We start from the raw sequence: 19,365 nt of genomic DNA on the forward strand, positions 1-19,365 counted from the left end.
TCTCCTTTGAAACAGGGTTTTGTTGGGGTTTCGGGGAAACGAAAGTGTTTAGGGCCGGTTTGCGGAAAGCTTCAGTGAAGTGATGATGGTTCGCACCAGCTCTTCCGGGGATTTGGAGATGTCCAGGCGGAGGCTTCCGGCAGCGAGTTCGTCGTCGCTCAGCGGTTCCAGGGTTGCCAGCTGGCTGGGCAGGAGCGTGGGCGGCATAAAGTGCCCTTCCCGGCCCTGCATGCGCTGGCCAATCAGGTCCGCTTCACCGTGAAGGTGCAGGAACAGGACGCGGCCCTCCGCCTGGGCGAGCAGCTGCCGGTAGCTCTGCTTGAGGGCGGAGCAGGTGAGCACCGTGCTTTTGCCGGCCCTGGACTGGGTGGTCATCCAGTTCTGGATCTCCTGCAGCCAGGGCCAGCGGTCCTCGTCCTGCAGGGGAATGCCCTGGCTCATTTTCTGGATGTTGGACTGCGGATGGAACTCGTCCGCTTCGGCGCAGGCCCAGCCCAGCTGCTGGGAGAGAGCTGCCGCAATGGTGGACTTGCCGGAACCGGCAACACCCATCACCACCAGGTGCGTGGCGGGATACTGCATGTTTACCTCCGAAGAAGACGCCGTTGGCTTAGTGAAGAAAGCTCTTCGCGCATCCTTTGAGGAGGTGCGCTGGAAATAAGGTAGCACCTTTCGGTCAAACAGATACTATCTATTCGCGTCACAAGTCATACCTTTTGCTTCTTTTTGAGTAAGCTGGAAGTGCGCGCAGGCGCAGAGGAAGGCAGGAAAGATGTCGACGGCGACACCACAGGACGCGGACCACGCGCACGACGGCGGGGCCTCCCCCGCCATGCACGAACGTGTTTTGGAGGCGGTTGGCGTTGCCATTGCTTCCGGCGTCTTACCGCCCGGAAGCCGGCTCACCCTGGAGGGGATCCAGCAGGAATACGGCATTTCCCGCACCGTAGCCCGCGACACCATGAAGGTCCTTGAGTCCATGAACCTGGTGTACTCGCGCAGGCGGGTGGGCATCGTGGTGCAGGAGCGCCGGCTCTGGAATGTCTTTGACCCCAAGCTGGTGCGCTGGCGGCTGGCCTCGGACCGGCGCGAGATCCAGTACAGCAGCCTCACGGAGCTGCGCATCGCCGTCGAACCTATTGCTGCTGCCGGCGCCGCGCGCCGGGCGAGCGCCGCCGAGCGGGCAAAGCTGACGTCGCTCGCGGCGGATCTGCGGCGGCTCGGCGAGGCCGGGGAGCTTGAGGCATTCCTGGCGGCAGACATCGAATTCCACTGCCTGCTGCTGGAGAGCTGCGGCAATGAGATGTTCCTTGCCCTTGAGGGCATGGTGGCCGAGGTGCTCACCAGCCGCACCAAGCAGGGGCTCATGCCCTTCAAGCCGCGGAACAAAGCACTGCAGGCGCACGAGGACGTTGCTGCTGCCGTCGCCGGCGGGGACGCTGTTGCTGCCGAGAACGCGATGCACCACATCCTCGACGAGGTGCGGAACGCAATGGGGCTGCACTAGCGAATTGCTGTTTCCCGGGTGAAACCGGGCCGGGGAGGCGCCGATCTTGACCCAATTCCCAGCGAATTTCGGGGTGAGGAGGACTAAAGTTGGCCTAACTGGTCTGACGCTCCGGGCTCACAGGAACCCGTGCTGCTGATGACCCATTGAAGGTGACACTATGCGGCGGACAAAGGCCTCGCTTGTCTGGCTTTGGCTGGCTCTGACGTCCGCCGTTCTGCTGGTCTCCGTGTTTTTGATCCAGTACAGCATCGCCGCGAGCAGGGACCTCGATGAGGTGTGTGAGGGCGCCGGCCTGGTGCTGGACCGGAACTTCCGCCTCTTGCATGAGCACGACGGGAGCCTGTACTTCCCGTTGCACAACAGATGCAACGCCACCTACGACATCGTTCCGGGCTGGGTGAATCCTGCATTGTCCACGCTGGCAGCCGTGTTAGTCATCGCGTTGGTATGCGGGCTGGTCAGTTGGGCAGTGGGCCCGCTCAAAAAAGCACGGGTGGGCTGAACAAAAGGCAGGGCCGGTCGTTGACCGGCCCCGCCTTTTTGCTGCTTGGTGTGTGTGGCTGGCGCAGCGGCACCAGGTCTGAGCCGGCCGGGCCAGCGCAGTCGGTTAAGCAAAAGCAGGACCGGTCAGTGACCGGCCCTGCTTTCAAACTTTGAAACCCGGAGGCCCCAGTTTCTCTAGGAAATTAGAGGGACTGGATGTTTACGGCCTGGGGACCCTTGGGGCCCTGCTCGGTTTCGAAGGAGACCTTCTGGTTCTCTTCGAGTGAGCGGAAGCCGGAGGAAGCGATCGCAGAGTAGTGTGCGAAAACGTCCTGTGAGGAGTCATCGGGGGAAATGAAGCCGAAGCCCTTTTCAGCGTTAAACCATTTGACGGTACCAGTAGCCATTATTTTTGTCCTTCGTGAAGGTGGAGGAAAAGTCCCGACTTTCGGGTCCTCCGGTGTGGGGTGTTCAAAACCGCTACTTCAGAAGAACGGGGACTTTCGACCCCGCGTACTGCCTGAACTACCAACTGCATAAACACAACAACAGGATCAACCCTACAGGAGATTTGGAGCACCAATTACCACCGGCCGCCGGGACCGCTGGTTGAGCCCGTCCAACCGCAGGCGTAGCGTTTTCCCATGGATCGGATTCGAACCGTTCTGCTTCCGGGCGCCATTCTCCCGGCCCGGCTGGCCTATGGCGATCTGATTGAAGCCCTGGGACCGGAGGTACAGGCCATCGCCAAGGACCTGGAGCTCTACGCGGACGACGAGCCTCCCCCACGCTGGAGCCTGGACACGGAGATCGCCGGCGTCCTGCGCGACGCCGATGCCCTCGGTTGGGAGACATTCCACCTCGTCGGATACTCCGGTGGCGGCGCAGCGGCGCTGGCGTTCGCCGCCAAGCACCCTGGCAGGCTGCTGAGCCTGGCGCTGCTAGAGCCGGCCTGGGCCGGGAACTGGGACTGGAGCCCTGCCCACACGGAGTTCCGGAAGAAGTACGACCAATTGGAAACACTCCCTCCGGAGCAGTTCATACCCGCCTTCATGAGGCTGGGAGTCAAGCCCGACGTCGTCCTTCCGCCGCCACCGCCGGGTCCCCCGCCGCCATGGATGGCCAAACGGCCCGCGGGCATCAAAGCCTTCCTGCAAACCTTCAAAAACTTTGATCTGGACAGGGAGCGTTTAGCTGCCTTTCCCCAGCCAGTGTTCTTCGCCCTCGGCGGCCTGAGCAACCCGGATGATTACGGTGAGATGGCCAGCCGCCTGGCAAGGGTCTTTTTCCCGGACTTCCATCTGGAGGTGTTTCCCAAGCGCCACCATTTCGATCCGCCGCATCGGATTGAGCCTGGGCGGCTGGCTGAGTTGCTCCGGCGGCACTGGGAGGGGCGGAAGAAATCAGTACCGCGCACGTTCGAAGCGCACCTGCGTAGTTTCCAGGCGAACCGCCCATTGTAAATTTTTCCCCCAACGCACCCATCCGGCATGCGATAGCACCCGAATTGCTGGCGTAACCCTTTGGGTCTGCAGGCGACAGTTTGCTGGTCCATCGACGCATATCGCATTCAGGAGATCATCATGGCAACACACACCAACACCGGCAGGGCAACCCGCACCAACGTGCAGAAGGCATCGATGGCTGTGGGCGCAGTGTTCCTGCTGGTCGGCATCCTGGGTTTCGTTCCGGGAATCACGGCCAACTTTGACCAGCTGCACTTCGCCGGCCACCACTCCGAGGCCCTGCTGCTGGGCCTCTTCCAGGTCTCGGCCCTGCACAACGTCGTCCACCTGCTCTTCGGCGTTGCCGGCATCGTCCTGGCCAAGACTGCGGCAGGCGCCCGCTCGTTCCTGCTCTACGGCGGCATCATCTACCTGGTCCTCTTCGTCTACGGCCTGGTAATCCCCCAGGACACCGCCGGAAACTTCGTCCCGGTGAACGGCGCTGACAACATCCTGCACCTGCTGCTCGGCGTAGGCATGGTGGCGCTGGCCCTGATCCTCACCAAGGGCCGCGCCAAGGCACGCGCCTAAGGCACTCCCCCGGCGGATGCCCGCCGAACTACAGCATTGGCCCCGGCCGCAGCTTCCGCTGCCGCCGGGGCCATTGTTGTGTGGGCTGTCAGCGAAAATCGACGCTTCTGTCTGTCGCTACCTCAAGAAGCGTGGCTTGAAAGGCAATTTCAGCAGCGGCACGGACCCGGTCATGCCGGTGCGCCAGCAACACCCGGCGGGATGGGGCGCTGGAGCCCAGGGAGACGATGCTGACACCCGGGTGCTTGTTGACCACAGCGGTCCGCGGGGCCAGTGCAACGCCCAATCCAACACTGACCATGGCCTGGGCTTCCTGGTAGTCGTTGGCGTGGAATGAGATGCGGGGTGAAAAACCTGCGGCCCTGGCGCTGCGGTGCAGCACCTCGACCACGGGGTGTTCTTCTTCCCGGACAATCCACTCCTCGTTGGCCAGGTCTGCCATGTCCACCTGTTTGCGCCGGGCAAACCTGTGGTCCTTGCCCACGATCAAAGCTGTGGCATCTTCAAAGACCGTGGTGAGGGCGAAGTTCTCGGGGCTTATCCGGTTCCACTCGTAATCCCACAGCAGGGACATCCCCACCTGTCCGTTTTCGAGCATCTCGATCAGGTCGTTGAACCGGCTGCTGCGCACGTGCAGGTCTATCGCCGGGTACTGGGCCTTGAACCTGCTGATCACCAACGGGAGGAATGATCCGCCCAGTGTGGGAAAAGTCCCCATGGTCAGGCTTCCCCGGTTGAGGCCGGCAATCTCGGCCAGGTCCGCTTCGGCCGCTGCCATCTGGCGGAGGATCCTGCGCGTGTGGGCTGTGAGGACATGCCCGGCGTCTGTGGGCACCATCCCCCGGGCCGTGCGCTGCAGGAGCGGCTGCCCCACCTCCGCCTCGAGCCGCCGAAGCTGCTGCGAAACACCCGAGGGTGAATAGACGTGCTTGTCCGCCGCGGCCGTGATCGAACCAAGTTCCACCACGTCCAACAGCAGTTCCAGCCTTCTGACGTTCAGCATAGCCCTTGCCTCCTTGAAGCTTTCCTTAATACCCCCTCACGATTCTATGCAATGGCTTCAATAACCGCGCCATACCGGGACACTGGCACTACGGTTTTCCCGCGCTCCTCCTCTGACGCCGCGTCAACCGCCAAAAACCGCACGAGCGTTTGAAGCAAAAGTGCATGGACATGCATTTTTTGGCGTTTGTAATTCATCTGGGATGGGCATCACACTGGGTTATCCGAGGCCGCCAGTGACCCCCGACGAGGCCCCCGGGAAAGGTGTTGAAGCAATCATGTTAAAGATCCCCGCCACCTGGATGCGTGGAGGAACCAGCAAGTGCTGGGTCTTTGAATGGGACAGCCTGCAGGTCCCCGGAAAGACCGTGGATGAGGTTCTCCTGCGTCTGTTCGGCAGCCCGGACAACCGCCAGATCGACGGCGTTGGCGGTGGTACGTCCACTACCAGCAAAGCCGTCATTCTTTCCCGCTCCATCTCGGACGAAGCCGACGTGGACTACACCTTCGCCCAAGTGGGCATTGAGGAACAGCGCGTGGACTGGGGCAGTAACTGCGGAAACTGTTCAGCCGTCGTCGCGCCTTATGCCATCCAGCGAGGCTGGGTGACCCCCGGCGAGGAAAGTACTGCCGTCCGGGCGCTGAACACCAACACCAACCAGCTCATCCTGCAGAAGGTGGCTACCCCCGGCGGTGTGCTGGCCGACGCCGGGGACCAGATGATCCCGGGCGTTCCCTTCCCCGGCCTCGCAGTGGGAATGGGCTTTTTTGACCCCGCCGGCAAGACCACGGGCAAGCTCTTCCCCACCGGCGACCCGATGGACAAGGTGACGTTTGACGGTCGCCAGGTGCCTGCCACCCTGATCGACGCCGGTGCGCCCGTCATCGTGCTGGAGGCTGAAGCTGTTGGCCTGACCGGGCACGAGACGGCAGCGGAGATCGACAGCCGAGCAGACCTGCTGGTGCACCTTGACGATGTCCGCAGGGACGCCGCCGTGAGCATGGGCCTGGCGGAAAGCCGGGCGGACGCCGAACGAGCCATCCCTAAGCTGGCCCTGGTGGCGAAAGCCGATGATGACGACGACGCCGACGTGGTGGTCCGCATGCTCTCCATGGGCAGGTTGCACCCCGCCCTGGCCATCACCGGCAGTGTTGCCCTGACCATGGCCGCCCAGCATCAGGGAACGGTGGTGGCTGACCTGATCACGGGCGACGTCGCCTCCGGAGTGACCCTGCGGACGCCGGCGGGCCTGGTTCAGACCTGGTCCGAGACCAGTGACGGAACCCCGGTGGTCGGCGCCCTGCGTAGTGCGCGGCGGTTGGCCGACGCTGAACTCCTGCTGCCGGACGTCTGGTAGCGCCACCCCAAACCCTGCCGTCCCGGCGACACCCGTAGACCGGGACGGCACAAACGAAGGACACCTCAATGACGAGTCAAAAGTCTTCCCTCGAGCCTCCCCTGGGCATTGACGATACAGCGGCTTCCGAATTGCCTGACCCGCCGCAACACACCCGACGGACGGTGCTGGGCGCAGTCGCCTCCTTCGCCGTCCTGGGCCTGGCCACCACAGTTCTGGGCGAAGGGCTCCTCAACCCGCCCTCCAGCACCGAAGACGGGAACTTCAGCGGTGAAACCCTTGAGTTCCTGATTCCGCTGGCATCAGGTGGCGGTACGGACACCTGGGCGCGCTTCATCGGCACCGAACTGACCAACTACATTCCGGGCCGTCCCGGCTTCGCCCCGGTGAACGAACCCGGCGGCGAGGGCATCTCGGGCACCAACAAGTTCGCCCGTTCCGCCACAACCGACGGCACGGAAATCCTGGTGGGAACCGCCTCCACCGTGGTTCCGTGGGTCCTGGGCCGCTCCGCGGTCAAGTACTCGTTCGAGGACCTGAAACCCGTGGTGGTCAACGGCACCGGCGGAGTCATCTACGCCCGCACCGAAGCCGGCGTCAACGGCATCGGTGACCTCATCAACAGGGACAAGCCCCTCGAATTCGGCGGCATCAGCGCCACCGGCCTGGACATCACCACCCTCGTGGCCTTCGACCTGCTCGAAGCCAGCGTCACGTCCACCTTCGGCTTCGAAGGGCGCGGCCCGGTCAACCTGGCGCTCCAGCGCGGCGAAATCGACCTGGACTACCAAACCACCTCCGCCTACGGCTCCGCCGTCGAGGGCATCGCCAAGGAGGGCAAAGCCACCGTCCTGATGTCCTTCGGGCAGCTGGACGGGTCAGGGGATGTGGTCCGCGATCCCAACTTCCCCGACATCCCCACGGTTGCAGAGGCCTACGAGCAGCTGCACGGCAAGAAGCCCTCCGGTGAGAAGTTCGAGGCGTACAAGACGCTGCTCGGACTGACCTACACCTACCAGAAAGGCCTCTGGGTCCCGCAGGAAACGGCTGAAAAAGCCGTGACACTGCTGCGTGAATCAAGCGAGAAGCTCGGCGCAGACACGGAATTCCAAACCAAGGCCGCCAAAGTCCTCGGCGGCTACCCCCTCGTAGCGGACGCCGGCATGGCCGACCGCGTGCGGGACGCCTACACCGTCAGCAACTCCGTCAGGTCCTACGTGAAGGAACTGCTCGAGAGCAAATACAACATCCACGTTGAATAAGGACCATCATGCTTGATTCCGCTATGGCAGCGCTGGCATCACTCGCTGACCCGTCCCTGCTCCTTATGCTCCTGATCGGCACGGTCGCCGGTCTGGTCATGGGCCTCATCCCCGGCCTCGGCGGCACCGGTGCCGTCGCCATCCTGCTGCCCATCACCTTCGGCATGGAACCGCCGCAGGCCCTGGCGCTCCTCATCGGCGCCCTCGCCGTGGTCCATACCTCAGACACTGTCTCGGCGGTCCTGCTCGGCGCCCCCGGTTCAGCCTCCGCAAGCGTGACAATGCTGGACGGCTACTCAATGGCCAAAAAGGGCCAGGCCGCCAGAGCACTGACACTCGCCTTCCTGTCGTCGATGGCCGGCGGCATCATCGGCGCCATCGGGCTGACGCTCGCCATCCCGCTGGCCCGCCCCTTGGTGCTGTCCTTCGCGAGCCCGGAACTGTTTATGCTGACAGTCCTCGGCGTCGCCCTCGCCGCCGTCCTCTCCCGCGGCAACATCATCAAGGGCGTGTCGGCCGGCCTGCTCGGCCTGGTCCTCGGCATGGTGGGCACTTCGCCGACAACGGCCGAGGAGCGATTCACCTTCGGCAGCCTGTTCCTGGGCGACGGCCTCTCACTGGTGGCCGTGGCCCTGGGCATCTTCGGCCTGGCTGAAATCGCGTCCCGTGCCAGCCAGCGGCGCGGCCAGACGGAAAACATCACCCTCGGCGGCGGCTGGGGCAAGGGCATCCGTGAATGGCTGTCCCACTGGACCCAGGTGATCCGCGGCGCGCTCATCGGTATCTGGGCAGGAGTCCTGCCCGGAGTCGGCGCCACCGCTGGAACGTGGCTGGCCTACGGACAGGCAGTGGCCACGGCCAAGGACAAGCGCAAGTTCGGCAAGGGCGACCCCCGCGGCATCGTGGGTCCCGAAAGCGCCAACAACTCCGTGGAAGCCGGCGACCTCATCCCCACCCTCCTGTTCGGCATCCCCGGCGGCGTCCCTTCGGCGATGCTCCTGGGCATGCTGCTCACCTACGGAATCCAGCCGGGCCCCTCCATCATCACCGAACACCTGGACCTGATGTACCTGATCGTCTGGTCCTTCGCGATCGCTTCGGTCCTGGGCGCCCTGCTGTGCTTCCTCAGCGTCAAGCAGCTCGCCAAGCTCACCAAAGTCCCCTTCGCCGTCCTGGCCGCAGGCCTCGTGGCCGTGATGCTGCTCGGCTCCTTCCAGGAAGGCGGCCAGCTCGGGGACCTCTGGGTCATGATCATCCTCGGCGTCTTCGGCTGGCTCCTGAAGTCCACCGGATTCCCCCGGGCCCCGTTCCTGATCGGATTCGTCCTGGCCATCCCGCTGGAACGCTACTACTTCCTGACGGACAGCCTCTACAACGGGCTGGACTGGATGGCCCGCCCCGGCGTGCTGGTCTTCCTCGCGATCCTGGTCCTGCCCATCCTCTGGGCCTTCATCAAGTTCATCCGTGCCCGCCGGAACACCAACCTCGACGACGGCCACCGCAACGAGCGCCCGGAAGACGACGAGAGCCCCCTGAAAAACTCCGTATGGTCCCTGGCTGCCGCCGGAATCTTCGCCGTCGCCTTTGCTGCCGCCCTGATCTCCTCCGCGCAATTCTCACCGGAGGCACGCCTGGTGCCGCAACTGGTGAGCATCGGCGGGCTGGTCTTCTCCGGGATCCTGCTCTTCACGGAAATCCGGACACGGCTCCGAGCCAGGACAGCCTCGGCCCGCTGGACCCTCGATGCCGGCTTCGCGATGAAGACCTTCCTGTGGATGACAGCCTTCCTCGCCCTCACCGCAGCTTTCGGCTACCTCATCGCCGTGACCGTCTTTATCCCGGCCTTCCTGCTCATCGTCGCCAGGGCCCGGCTCAAGGTGGCCATCATCTACACCGCCGCCCTGTACATCGTGCTTCTCGCGCTCCCGTCGCTGCTGCCCATCGACTTGCCGCAGGGCTGGCTGAACACGCTTGTCTAGGCAATCGGCGGCCTCGCCCGAACACTACCGGAACCACAGGACCCACAGGAAAGAAGCAAAACCATGACGGTTCTCGTCGCCTACGTCCCCTCGCCCGAGGGCCGCGAAGCCTTGGCCCAGGGCATCACCGAAGCAGTCCTTCGGACCTCGGACCTCCTGATCGTGAACGTCGGCCGCGGCCACCACGGCCTCGAGCCCGCAGAAATGAGGGACATCGAAAACCAACTGCAGGCAGCAGGGCGCCAACTGACCATCGAGTCCTCCATCCTCGCGGACCCCGGTGATGCGGTGATCCAGATCGCACAGGACCGGAACGTGGACATGATCGTCGTCGGCCTGCGGCACCGCTCCATGGTGGGGAAACTCATCCTGGGAAGCACCGTGCAGCGCATCCTGCTTGACGCCACCTGCCCGGTCCTCGCGGTCCGGCCGGACCGGCTCAACTAGCCACCCAGCGGGACCGGATCTGCCCTGGTCCCGCTGTGGCTGCCGGCCTCCGCCGGCAGGCGTGTCCAACCCGCATTCCATCGCAACAGGAACCCCGAAGGACGGGCGCGGGACGGGACCACGCACAAGAAGGAGGCAGGGGAACCCCGCGGTCCCCCTGCCTCCTTCCCAAATCCTGAACACCGAGGAAAGCAATGACGAAAACAGCACAAGGCACCACGGCCTCCGACGCCGGGACCACGAAGCAATCTCCCCCGCGCAGTCCGCGCCGCCGTATCCTACTCATTGCGGTGGCCGCTTTTGTGATCCTGAGTCTGGTCGCCCTCGTGCTGGGAGGGAGCCTCTTCACCCCGGCGGCCGCCACGACCTCGGAGCCGACCTTGACCGCCACCCAGATCATCCCGCTCGTGATCCTCGTCCTGATGTTCATCATTGCCACCAAGTGGCCGTTGAACATTGGCGTGATGGGCCTGGTGGCATCCTTCGGCGTCGGCTACTTCATGCTCGGGATGACCGACCGGGAAATCCTCGCAGACTTCCCCGCCAGCATCGTGCTGACAATCATCGGTGTCACCTACTTCTTCAGCATGGCCCAGAAGAACGGCACCATCGACATCATCGTCCAGTCCTGTGTCCGCCTGGTCAGGGGCAAGACCATGGTGCTGCCCTGGGTGTTCTTCCTGCTGGCCGCCGCGCTGACGTCGCTGGGCACTTTCTCGCCCGCCGCCGTCGCGCTGCTTGCGCCTGCGGCCATCGGCTTCGCCTACGAATCCCGCATCCACCCTGTGGTAATGGGTGCGTTCATCATCAACGGAGCCCACGCCGGCGGCTTTTCCCCGTTGTCCGTGGCCGGTGTGCTGGTGCACAACATCGCCGAGGAGAACGGTTTTCCCATTTCCCAGGGCGGACTCTTCGTCGCCAGCTTCGCCGTTAACTTCATCCTGTCCGTCCTCACGATCGTGGTGTTCGCCCTGCTGGGACGGCTGCGCGAGGGTGGCAGCGGGCAGCTCATTGACCTGGATATTTCGAAGACCACCCGTCCCCACGGGCAGCAAATCCTCACCCTGGTGCTGATCCTGACCATGCTCGTGTGCACCCTGGGCTTCCACATGCCGATCGGCTTCGTCGCCCTCTCCGCCGGGCTCCTGCTGGCACTGATCAACATCAAGGAGCACCAGACCTTCATCGGTGGCATTTCCTGGTCCACGGTCCTGCTGGTGGCCGGCATGATCACCTACGTGTCGTTGCTCCAGCATGTGGGCGTCATCGACATGCTCGCCGAGCAGGCCCTCGCCCTCGGGGCTCCGCTGCTGATCGCCCTTGTCCTCTGCTACGTGATTGGCATCGGTTCTGCCTTCGCCTCCTCCACTGCACTGCTCACCGCGTTTATCCCGCTGGCCGGACCCCTCCTTGCCACCAGCAGCCTCAGCGCCTCCGGAACCGTCGCCGCCCTGGCCATCGCCGCGACCGTCGTCGACGTTTCCCCCTTCTCCACCGACGGCGCGCTGGTGGTGGCCAACGCGCCGGAAGCGGACCGGCAGCGCGTGTACCGGCAGCTCATGTTCTACGCCGGGGCCATCGTCCTGGCCGCCCCGGTTCTTGCGTGGGCGCTGCTGGTGCCCACGGGCATCATGTAGCCCTCGCCTTGCATCCCCGCAGGGTTGGGTGGAACGTCCGACGGCGGACGGCTGGCTTTGGTGCCGGCCGTCCGCCGTCGGACTTGTGTCCGTAGTTTCCGCACGTCAGAGGTGACGGAGCGTTCCCAGAAAAGCCACATCAAGTGAGAGAGCGTTTTGAGAAAATGCCCATTAAGTGAGAGAGCGTCCCATGGGGGTGGGATTAGAGGGAGGCGCCTCCGCAGATCACGTAGTTCTGGCCCGTGATCGACTTACCGTGCGGGCCCAGGAGGAACGCGGCCAGGGCGGCTACGTCCTCCGGGTCTACCAGTGCTCCCAGCGCCGGCATCCGCACCGGGGTTGCCGCCCGGCCGGGATCGTTCAGCATCGGAGTATCGGTCGGACCCGGGGACAGCACATTGACCGTGATCCCCCGCGGTGCGAGCTCCTGCGCCCACGTCCGGCCCAGTCCCATCAGCGCGGCCTTGGTGGCGGCGTACTGGCTCTTGCCCGGCGACCCAGTCGAGGTGCGGCTGCCCAGCAAAACGATCCGGCCGCCGTCGGGCATGGACGGCACCAGGGCGTTGGCCAGGACGGAAGCAGCTGCCACATGCACCGCGAACATCCCGGCAAACGCCGTGGGATCCAACTTCCCCAGCGGCGCGGTCCGCTGGAAGCCGGCCGCGTGGACCAGGGCGTCAGCCGGGGCGAGGGCCTCTACAACGTCACCCAATAATTCCGGTTGTGAAAGGTCAGCCTGCAGCCACTCGAACTTCCCGTCCAGCGACGACTCCGTGCGGCTGAGCCCGGTTACCCGCCACCCGTCGGCGAGTAACCGTTCAGCGATCGCCTTGCCGATACCCGAGCTTGTGCCGGTGACGACGGCGTGCAGTTGTTCAGGCACTGAGGCTCCGGTCATTCGTCCCCACCAGGAGTAGCGGTGCCCTCGTACGCCCACTGCGGGTCAACCCGGACGAACTTGATGGCCTGCCGGAAATACGTGTACGCGATGTTCAGGGAACCGTCCGGACCCTGGTGGATGGACGGGTAGGAGTATTCGCGGTTGAGTCCGTCGCGGGAATTGTTGGACAGGCAGTACCCATCCCCTACATCCAGGTTGCGGCGGATGGGCCAGGAACGGCCGGAGTCCTCGGAGATGGCCAGCGTCATGGGAGAGCGCGGCGTCCCCCAGAAAGCCTTACGCGAACCGTCGTCAACAACAGCAGCCGCATCCGGCTCAGCCAGCTGGCCCTGTTCCTCGGCCAGGCCGTCGTCGTCAATTTCGTCGTAGAGGGACAGCCGGCGCTCGGTGTTCTCCCCCGCCCGGCTGTGGTTGTACACCAGGGCCAGGCGGCCGTCGGCGAGCGCAGTGAACTGGATGGAGGAGTTGTTGTTGGGCAGCTCGGTGGGGACGGGCTCGCTCCAGGTGGAGCCGTCGTCGGTTGAGCGCGATTCGTAGATCGAGTCGGCCCAGCGGCTGCGGAACAGGGCCAGCAGCGAGCCGTCGGCCACGGGCTGGATGTTCATGTGGACGCAGCCCAGGCTCCCCGGCAGGACGTGCTCGGTCCAGGTGGCGCCGGCGTCGTCGGAAATCATCACGGCGCTGTCGTCGCTGTTGCCCACCCACTTCTCCCCCGGCACGGTGATGCAGCGGAAAATCGGGACCATCAGGCGTCCGGACGGCAGCACCACAGGCAGCTGGCGGACAAACACGCCGCCCGTTTCGTTGGCGGGGAAGAGTGTTTCCACGTCACCCCAGGTGCGGCCGCTGTCCGTGGAAATACGACGGCGGACCTCGGCGGTGTCCTGGTTGCCCGCCTTCTGCGCGGTGTACAGCAGCCACAGCGTCTGGTCCGGGGCGGTGAAGAGGATGGGGTTCTGCTCGGAGCGTGTGGAGTCGTCGGAGAGCTGCTGCGGTTCGGACCACTGGCTGCTGCCCGGCTCCAGCGCGGAGAACCAGATGGAGATGTCCGGCACGCCTTCCTGGGTGCCGCCGAACCAGACGCAGCCCAGGCGGCCGTCCGGTAGCGTGAGCAGGTTGGCGGCGTGGCTCTGCACGGTGGGGGCCGGCAGGTAGGCGTAGTCGGCGCCGTCAGCCCGCTTCACCTGGCCGTCCGGGGTGATGGTGCTGTACGCGTCGGTGGTGGTCTTCGTCATGGTTACTGGTCCTTGGAAGTAGCAGCGTCGAGGTGGGCGGCATCCAGATGAGACTTGGCAATCTGTTCCAGGTGCGTCAGGTCCGAGGCGATGGTGGTGAACGTGTAGCCCTGCTTCAGCCGCTGGTTGGCAACCGTGCCGGCGGGGGTGTGGATGCCTGCGGCGATCCCGGCGGAGCCGGCGGCCTCGGCAATGGACTCCAGTGCGGCGTTGAATTCGGCGTCGACGGCGGGATCCCCGGGGAACGCCCCGCCCACGGCGATCGACAGGTCAGACGGTCCGACGTAGATGCCGTCCAGGCCCGGAGTCGCGCAGATTTCCTTGACGTTGGCCAGCCCCTCGGGCGTCTCGATCATGGCGAACACCAAGGTGGTGGCGTTGGCGTCGGCCGGCTTCGGACCGATCCGCAGGGCGGAGCGCATCGGCCCGTACGAGCGGCCGCCCAGCGGCGGGTACTTGGCGGCGGCCACGGCGGCGGCGGCGTCCTCGGCGTTATTGATGAGCGGGACAATGACGCCCACGGCGCCGGCGTCGAGTGCCTTGCCGATCGCGGTGAAATCATTGGCCTCCACCCGGACCATGCCGACGGCGGTGTGACCCGCGTCGATGGCCATCAGCCCGTTGAGCACGCCCGAGTAGCCGAGCAGTCCGTGCTGCGCGTCCAGCGCCACGTAGTCATAGCCGAGCCGGCCGATGCGTTCGGTGGCCACGGGCGCGTCCAGCACTGCCCAGTAGCCCACCGCCTGCTCACGGGCGCGGATCTTGCGGGCGAATTCGAGGGCCAGGTCGGAGGTCATCAGAGTCCTTCAGTCAGTGTCGGTCAGGAAAGAAGTCGGTTCAGTCAGTAAGAAGAGGGTCAGCGGTTGTAGGCGGGCATCGGGCCGCGCAGCGAGGTGCCCACGGCGTCGCAGGCTTCCACCACGTCGGCCGGCAGCGGCCCGTTGGCCACGGCAGCGATGTTGGAACGCAGCTGTTCCACCTTGGACCCGCCCAGCAGCATCGAACCAACCCCGGGACGGTAGGCAAGCCAGCGCAGCGACAACTCCGCCAAGGAAACCCCGGCGTCCGAAGCGATGCGGGACAGCTCCTCAATGGCGTCGAACAGCTGCTTGTCCCAGTACCGCTGCGTGTACATCGCGGCAAGCTTGGAATCGCCGTAGCGGCCCTCGGTGGGCTTGGCCTCGAAGCTGTGCTTGCCCGTGAGCAGGCCTCCGCCCAGCGGGTTGTAGACCATGGTGTGCACGTTGTGGGTGGCGGCGAACTCGAGGTACTCCTCCTCCAGCCGGCGGGCCACCAGGTTGTACAGCTGCTGCGCGACGACGGGCTGCGGCGCCCCGACTTCACGCGCCGTATGAATAACGTCGGTGATCTGCCAGGCGGCGAAGTTGGACACGCCCAGCGCGCCGATCTTCCCCTCCCCAACCAGTTCGGCCACGGTGGACAAGGTGTCAGAAAGCGGGGTGGCCCGGTCCGGCTGGTGCAGGTAGAACAGGTCGATGCTGTCCACGCCCAGCCGGCGCAGGCTCCCCTCAACGCTGGCGCGCAGGGCCGCCGGGGACAGCGGCGGGTTCCCGCCGGCGTCGGCGTGCGGCATGCCGGCCTTGGAAGCCAGGATGACGCCGTCGCGCCTTCCCTTCAGAAGGCGGGCAAGCATCTCCTCTGTCACACCGCCCACGTAGGCGTTGGCGGTGTCGATGGTGGTGATGCCGGCGTCGAGCGCCTCCTCCACCATCCGCCCCGCGGTGGCCTCGTCGACGGTGTCGCCGAACGTCATGGTTCCCAGGACCAGCCGGGAGATGGGAAGTTTCAGGCCGTCCACCTGGGCGCCTTCGGGCTGAGTGCTCATGCGTTGATTCCTCGTGGTTGCGTCATTCAATGGGGACTAAGCCTGGTTGGCGAGCGCCAGGGAGCGGACCAGGTGCCGTGGCTTGAGGCCCGTCATGGTGGAGGGGTCCAGCGCCGCGCGGCGGAGTTTGCGGGTGTAGTCCTCCTTGGGGGCGGTCAGGACGGACGCGGTGGAGCCGTGTTCCACCAGCTTGCCGCGCTGCATCACCATGACGCTATCGCTGATCTCCTGCACCACGCCAAGGTTGTGCGAGATGAACACGTAGGTGATGCCGGTTTCGTCCTGGATGGACTTCAGCAGCCGCAGCACCTGCGCCTGCACGGAGACGTCCAGCGCGCTGGTGGCCTCGTCGCAGACCAGCAGTTCGGGCTTGGAGGCGAGCGCCCGGGCGATCCCGATGCGCTGGCGCTGCCCGCCGGAGAACTCCCCCGGGTGCTTGTCCAGGGACCGGACGGGCAGACCCACCTGGTCGATCAGCTTCGCGGCCGCCTTGTGCCGTTCGGCCTTGGACCGGACGCCCTGCAGCTTCAGCGGCTCGGCCACGATCTCCTGCGCCGTCATGTGCGGGTCCAGCGAGCCGTACGGATCCTGGAACACCATCTGGAACTTGGAGCGCATCGGCCGCAGCTTCGACTCGCTCATCCCGGCGATGTCCGTCCCGTCCAGCTCGATCCGCCCGCTGGTGGGCGTCACCAGCCGCATCAGCGCCTTGGCAACGGTGGACTTGCCGCAGCCGGATTCACCTACCACGGCGATCGTCTGGCCTTTGTCCACCGAGAACGAGACGTCGTCCACGGCCCGGAAGGTGCCGCCCGGCACGTGGTAGTCCACCACCAGGTTTTCGACGGCGAGGAACGGCTTCGTCATGGCTTTGCTCCGGTTTGGGTGAGGGCTGGGTCAGTAGTGGCGCTGCTTCCGGCGGTGGCGGACGAACCCGCGGCGGCGTGCGCCCCGCGGGGACGGCCGGGGGAAGCGGCAGGTGTCTCGTCCCACGGGCCCAGCACCGGCACGGCGGCCAGCAGGGTGCGGGTGTACTCGGTGGCGGGGTGGTCCACGATCTGCTGGACCTCGCCGGACTCCACGAACGAGCCGTCCTTCATGACGTGGATGCGGTCCGAGATCAGCCGGGCAACGCCGAGATCGTGCGTGATCATCAGGATGCCGATGCCGCGCTGCTCCTGCAGTTCCAGGAGCAGGTCCAGGATGCCGCCCTGCACGGTGACGTCTAGGGCCGACGTCGGCTCGTCCGCCACCAGCAGCTGCGGCTCGCTGGCCAGCGCGATGGCGATCAGCACGCGCTGCAGCATGCGCCGGAGAGCTGGTGCGGGTACTTCTTCAGCTGCTTCTCCGGGGTGGGGATGTGCACCTGCTCCAGCAGCCGGATGGCCCGGGCCTGCAGCGCGCCCTTGTCCTTGGCGGAGGCGGCACCGGCAATCCGGATGGCCTCGAACAGCTGGCTGCCGATCGAGTGCACCGGGCTCAGCGCCGTCATGGGGTCCTGCGGGATCAGCGCCAGGGTCTTGCCGCGCACCTTGTCGATGGCCTTGGGATCGGCGCTGATGTCGACGCCGTCGATCATCACGGTGCCGGACAGTACCGCCAGGTCCTCGGGCAGCAGGCGGAGGATGCCCATCGCCGTCGTGGACTTGCCTGAGCCGGACTCACCGATGATGGTGACCGTCTCGCCCCGGTGGATGCTGAAGCTGACGGAGTCAACGGCGCGGATAATGCCGGCATCGGTGATCAGTTCCACCTGGAAGTCGCGGACCTCCAGCAGCGGCTGCTCCTTGAAAGAGGTAGCAGTAGTCATGTCAGGCACCCTTCTTCTTGCGGCGGGGACGGTCGCGGAGGCCGTCGCCCAGCAGGTTGACGCCCACCACCATGAGCACGATCACCAGGCCGGGCAGGGTGACCATCCACCAGGAGGTGGTGATGTAGTCCTGGCCGTCGGAGATGATCCGGCCCCAGGTGGCGAAGGGCCGCTGCGGGCCGGCACCCAGGAAGGACAAGGCGGACTCGAGCAGCACGGCCTGGGCCAGCAGGAGCAGGACCACCAGGGTTGCCTGCTTGATGACGTTGGGGATGATGTGCTGGATCAGGATCTGGATCTTGTGCAGGCCCAAGATCCGGGCGGCGGAGACGTAGGGCTTCTCGCGTTCCACCAGCACCATGGAGCGTGTCAGGCGGGCAACCTCGGGCCATTGGGCGATGGCGATCACGAACGTGATCACCGGGATGGAGGGGCCGAACAGGGCCACCACCAGCAGCAGCATCATGAGCAGCGGCAGGGACATCTGGGCTTCGAGGAGGCGGGAGACGATGGTGTCCACCCACCCGCCGAAGTAGCCGGCGACCGCGCCGAGGATGATGCCGATGGCGCCGGAAACCAGCACCGCCAGCAGGCCGATGGTCAGCGAGACCTGGCCGCCGTGCAGCACGCGGGACAGGAGGTCGCGGCCCAGCTGGTCGGTGCCGAACAGGTGCCCGTCGGTGAGCGGCGGCAGGCGCCGGGCACCGAGGTCCTGGAAGTTGGCGTCCGGCAGCGGGAGCACCTGGGCGAGGATGATCGGGATGATCACCAGGAGGGTGCAGATGGTGCCCACGATGAGCTTCCATTTGGCGGCATTACGACGGCGGGTGGCGCCTGCCTTGGCGATGTCCGCCTTGGTGACGGCGCTGGGGCTCGGCTGCCGGGCCGGTTGCGCTGCAGTAGGGGTTGCGGTGTCGAGGCTCATGCTGTTGCCGCCTTTCCAAGACGAACGCGGGGATCAAGGAGCGGGTAGGCGAGGTCGATGAGCAGCTGGACAGCAACCGCCAGCAGCGCGGTGAGGAGGACCGTGGCCTGGATGAGGGGGTAGTCGCGGGTTTCGAGTGCCCGGACAATCAGGGAGCCGACGCCGGGCCAGGCGAACACCACTTCCACCACCACCACGCCGTTGAGCATCGCGGCGAAGCGGGTGCCCAGGGCGGTGAAGACGGGGATGGCGGAGTTGCCCATGGCGTAGCGCCAGGTGAGGGCGGAGCTGCGGACGCCGCGGGAGCGGGCCACCGTGAGGAACGGGGCTGCGAGGTTGTTGGTCATTTCCCGCCGGACCATGCGGGAGATCAGGGCGATCTGCAGGATGGCGATGGTGATGGTGGGGAGGACCAGTCCGCCCCAGGTGGCGAAGCCGGAGGCCGGGAAGATCGGGATCAGGACGGCGAAGCCGGTGAGGAGCATGATGCCGGTCCAGAAGTCGGGCATGGACTGCCCGGCGATGGTAAGCACGTTAACGCCGAGTTCCTTGCCGGTGTCCGGGCGGCGGGACATCCACACGCCCAGCGGGATGGCGACCACGGCGGTGAGGAGGATGGACGCCGTCGCGAGGGTCAGCGTGTACGGCATCCGCTCGGCCACCACCTGCATGGCCGGGGCCTGGAAGGAGTAGGACTGGCCCAGGTTGCCGGTGAACAGCTGCTGCAGGAAGATCCAGTACTGCTCCAGCACGGGCCGGTCCAGTCCGAACTGCTCCCGCACCTTCGCGAGCTGCTCCGAGGTGGCCAGCGGGCCGGCATAGGAAACGGCGGGATCGCCGGGGGCCATGCGGATCAGGATGAACACGGTGGACACCGTGAGGAACACGGTCAGCAGGCCCTGTCCCAGGCGCTTCAGGATGTAGTTCGTCATGG

Annotated in this window: 21 protein-coding genes; 9 read left to right on the forward strand and 12 right to left on the reverse strand. The window is 65.5% G+C overall.

Annotation, left to right across the window (positions count from 1 at the left end; all coding sequences use genetic code 11):
* Window positions 1–48 precede the first annotated feature (48 nt).
* Window positions 49–582, reverse strand: coding sequence for a gluconokinase (locus tag M1D32_RS14195; RefSeq protein WP_458779283.1), 534 nt, complete (start codon window positions 580–582; stop codon window positions 49–51).
* Window positions 583–772: 190 nt separating this feature from the next.
* Between M1D32_RS14195 and M1D32_RS14200 the strand changes: the two genes are divergently transcribed.
* Together M1D32_RS14200 and M1D32_RS14205 are read left to right on the forward strand one after the other, a co-directional pair.
* On the forward strand, window positions 773–1,507 hold the full coding sequence (locus tag M1D32_RS14200; protein ID WP_458779284.1) for a FadR/GntR family transcriptional regulator: 735 nt from the start codon (window positions 773–775) through the stop codon (window positions 1,505–1,507).
* Window positions 1,508–1,667: 160 nt separating this feature from the next.
* A complete protein-coding gene (locus tag M1D32_RS14205; RefSeq protein WP_458779285.1) occupies window positions 1,668–2,012 on the forward strand; it encodes a hypothetical protein in 345 nt (114 codons plus the stop codon).
* 184 nt (window positions 2,013–2,196) lie between these two features.
* Here M1D32_RS14205 and M1D32_RS14210 read toward each other — a convergent pair whose 3' ends face one another.
* Window positions 2,197–2,400 carry a cold-shock protein gene (locus tag M1D32_RS14210; protein ID WP_066274236.1) on the reverse strand — a complete coding sequence of 68 codons (204 nt, stop codon included), beginning with the start codon at window positions 2,398–2,400 and terminating at the stop codon, window positions 2,197–2,199.
* A 237-nt stretch (window positions 2,401–2,637) separates the two neighbouring features.
* Here M1D32_RS14210 and M1D32_RS14215 point away from each other — a divergent pair, with 237 nt between their 5' ends.
* Together M1D32_RS14215 and M1D32_RS14220 are read left to right on the forward strand one after the other, a co-directional pair.
* Window positions 2,638–3,456 carry an alpha/beta fold hydrolase gene (locus M1D32_RS14215; RefSeq protein WP_458779286.1) on the forward strand — a complete coding sequence of 273 codons (819 nt, stop codon included), beginning with the start codon at window positions 2,638–2,640 and terminating at the stop codon, window positions 3,454–3,456.
* Between the two features lie 120 nt (window positions 3,457–3,576).
* Window positions 3,577–4,029: a DUF4383 domain-containing protein gene (locus M1D32_RS14220; protein ID WP_458779287.1), complete on the forward strand. Its 453-nt coding sequence runs from the start codon at window positions 3,577–3,579 to the stop codon at window positions 4,027–4,029.
* 88 nt (window positions 4,030–4,117) lie between these two features.
* On the opposite strand, the gene M1D32_RS14225 is transcribed toward M1D32_RS14220, so the two are convergent.
* The gene (locus M1D32_RS14225; RefSeq protein ID WP_458779288.1) at window positions 4,118–5,032 is read right to left on the reverse strand and encodes a LysR substrate-binding domain-containing protein; all 915 of its coding nucleotides are present in this window, start codon (window positions 5,030–5,032) and stop codon (window positions 4,118–4,120) included.
* A gap of 277 nt (window positions 5,033–5,309) precedes the next feature.
* On the opposite strand from M1D32_RS14225, the gene M1D32_RS14230 reads away from it, so the two are divergent.
* The 5 genes from M1D32_RS14230 (at window position 5,310) to M1D32_RS14250 (ending at window position 11,714) form a co-directional block, all read left to right on the forward strand.
* Window positions 5,310–6,389 (forward strand): PrpF domain-containing protein, encoded by a 1,080-nt coding sequence (locus tag M1D32_RS14230; RefSeq protein WP_458779289.1) that lies wholly within the window; start codon window positions 5,310–5,312, stop codon window positions 6,387–6,389.
* Window positions 6,390–6,457: 68 nt separating this feature from the next.
* Window positions 6,458–7,651 (forward strand): type 2 periplasmic-binding domain-containing protein, encoded by a 1,194-nt coding sequence (locus tag M1D32_RS14235; RefSeq protein WP_458779290.1) that lies wholly within the window; start codon window positions 6,458–6,460, stop codon window positions 7,649–7,651.
* Between the two features lie 8 nt (window positions 7,652–7,659).
* Window positions 7,660–9,630, forward strand: a complete 1,971-nt coding sequence (locus M1D32_RS14240; protein ID WP_458779291.1) for a tripartite tricarboxylate transporter permease — start codon at window positions 7,660–7,662, stop codon at window positions 9,628–9,630.
* 63 nt (window positions 9,631–9,693) lie between these two features.
* On the forward strand, window positions 9,694–10,077 hold the full coding sequence (locus M1D32_RS14245; RefSeq protein ID WP_458779292.1) for a universal stress protein: 384 nt from the start codon (window positions 9,694–9,696) through the stop codon (window positions 10,075–10,077).
* Between the two features lie 194 nt (window positions 10,078–10,271).
* Window positions 10,272–11,714 (forward strand): SLC13 family permease, encoded by a 1,443-nt coding sequence (locus M1D32_RS14250; protein ID WP_458779293.1) that lies wholly within the window; start codon window positions 10,272–10,274, stop codon window positions 11,712–11,714.
* Window positions 11,715–11,916: 202 nt separating this feature from the next.
* On the opposite strand, the gene M1D32_RS14255 is transcribed toward M1D32_RS14250, so the two are convergent.
* Genes M1D32_RS14255 through M1D32_RS14295 form a run of 9 tightly spaced genes read right to left on the reverse strand, consistent with a single transcriptional unit; the run spans window position 11,917 to window position 19,363 of the window.
* On the reverse strand, window positions 11,917–12,597 hold the full coding sequence (locus M1D32_RS14255; protein ID WP_458779294.1) for an SDR family NAD(P)-dependent oxidoreductase: 681 nt from the start codon (window positions 12,595–12,597) through the stop codon (window positions 11,917–11,919).
* Window positions 12,598–12,608: 11 nt separating this feature from the next.
* The gene (locus M1D32_RS14260) at window positions 12,609–13,850 is read right to left on the reverse strand and encodes a sialidase family protein (RefSeq protein WP_458779295.1); all 1,242 of its coding nucleotides are present in this window, start codon (window positions 13,848–13,850) and stop codon (window positions 12,609–12,611) included.
* Window positions 13,851–13,852: 2 nt separating this feature from the next.
* On the reverse strand, window positions 13,853–14,647 hold the full coding sequence (locus M1D32_RS14265; protein WP_458779296.1) for an HpcH/HpaI aldolase family protein: 795 nt from the start codon (window positions 14,645–14,647) through the stop codon (window positions 13,853–13,855).
* A gap of 59 nt (window positions 14,648–14,706) precedes the next feature.
* On the reverse strand, window positions 14,707–15,696 hold the full coding sequence (locus M1D32_RS14270; RefSeq protein ID WP_458779297.1) for an aldo/keto reductase: 990 nt from the start codon (window positions 15,694–15,696) through the stop codon (window positions 14,707–14,709).
* A gap of 36 nt (window positions 15,697–15,732) precedes the next feature.
* The gene (locus M1D32_RS14275; protein WP_458779298.1) at window positions 15,733–16,563 is read right to left on the reverse strand and encodes an ATP-binding cassette domain-containing protein; all 831 of its coding nucleotides are present in this window, start codon (window positions 16,561–16,563) and stop codon (window positions 15,733–15,735) included.
* A complete protein-coding gene (locus tag M1D32_RS14280) occupies window positions 16,560–16,991 on the reverse strand; it encodes an ABC transporter ATP-binding protein (protein ID WP_458779299.1) in 432 nt (143 codons plus the stop codon). Before M1D32_RS14280 ends, M1D32_RS14275 begins: the two co-directional genes overlap by 4 nt.
* Window positions 16,985–17,506 (reverse strand): ATP-binding cassette domain-containing protein, encoded by a 522-nt coding sequence (locus M1D32_RS14285; protein ID WP_458779300.1) that lies wholly within the window; start codon window positions 17,504–17,506, stop codon window positions 16,985–16,987. The genes M1D32_RS14280 and M1D32_RS14285 overlap by 7 nt, the downstream gene beginning before the upstream one ends.
* Before the next feature lies 1 nt (window position 17,507).
* Complete coding sequence (locus M1D32_RS14290; RefSeq protein ID WP_458779301.1) at window positions 17,508–18,431, reverse strand: ABC transporter permease; 924 nt, start codon at window positions 18,429–18,431, stop codon at window positions 17,508–17,510.
* On the reverse strand, window positions 18,428–19,363 hold the full coding sequence (locus M1D32_RS14295) for an ABC transporter permease (RefSeq protein ID WP_458779302.1): 936 nt from the start codon (window positions 19,361–19,363) through the stop codon (window positions 18,428–18,430). The genes M1D32_RS14290 and M1D32_RS14295 overlap by 4 nt, the downstream gene beginning before the upstream one ends.
* Window positions 19,364–19,365: the final 2 nt, after the last annotated feature.

The organism is Arthrobacter sp. D3-16 (assembly GCF_054408515.1).